This window comes from Campylobacter sp. BCW_6465 (assembly GCF_001762815.1).
GTDB classification, from domain to species: domain Bacteria; phylum Campylobacterota; class Campylobacteria; order Campylobacterales; family Campylobacteraceae; genus Campylobacter_D; species Campylobacter_D jejuni.
The window spans coordinates 1-878 of sequence record NZ_MJXN01000036.1; the positions used below are offsets into that span (position 1 = coordinate 1).

At 27.6% G+C, this 878-nt stretch carries 1 pseudogene; it reads left to right on the top strand.

Going from position 1 to position 878, the window contains the following annotated elements:
• Positions 1-687 (top strand): annotated as a pseudogene (locus AJ886_RS02700) (hypothetical protein); the annotation flags it as partial.
• Positions 688-878: the final 191 nt, after the last annotated feature.

The following is an 878-nucleotide window of genomic DNA, read 5'->3' on the forward strand; positions in this document are numbered from 1 at the left end:
AAATTCATTAGCTTTGATTTAAAGAAAATTTTTTATGGCATAGATCTTTGCACAGGAGTTTTTGACACTCATTTTTCCTTTCATTATGAAATAGATCAAAAGCTTGAAGAAAATAAAGAATTTCTTTTAAAAAGACTTTTGTCTTATTTGATTATTGATGAGAAAAGATCCGCTTTAAAGATAACAAAAGATGAAAATGAAACCATACTAGAAAGAGATGATTATACTTTTTTTAATCAAAGTTTAAATAGTATAGAGCTCATCAAATCTGAAATTTATATCTTAAAAAATACCGCATTAGAATTGTATTATAGATTAATCAATGATGAAATCAATTTAACAGCCATTCAAGCTTACAATGAAGCTTTACAAATTTTACAAGATTTTGCTAATGGAATTTACAATACAAGTAAAGATAAAACAGGAAAATATATAGAAGATAAAAATAAGGCTAGAAGATTGCTAGAAAAACTCAATATCATAGCACAAAATAATCTTAAGGCTATGTATATGGGGATAAATAAGAAACAAGACAATTTACAAGAAAAAGAAGGTAATGAAGAAGAAAAAAACGAGGAATATATAGAAAGTGTAACTGAAAACAAACAATCCCAAAAATTACCGCCTAATTTCATAGGCAGACTAGCCACTACCATAATCATAGAAGATGGCTTATATATGGGTTAAATTAAGAAAGGATAGATAATGAGCGAAACTTATAAGATATATACACCTAATGGAATAGCCGTAAAAGTAGATAAAGAAACAAACAAAATATATTTTGTAGAAAGTTTAGATCCACATCCACCAGCAAAAGGCAACTATACCGAAGAATATTCCAAAGCTTTGTTTGAAGCACACAACATTAAACGAAACTC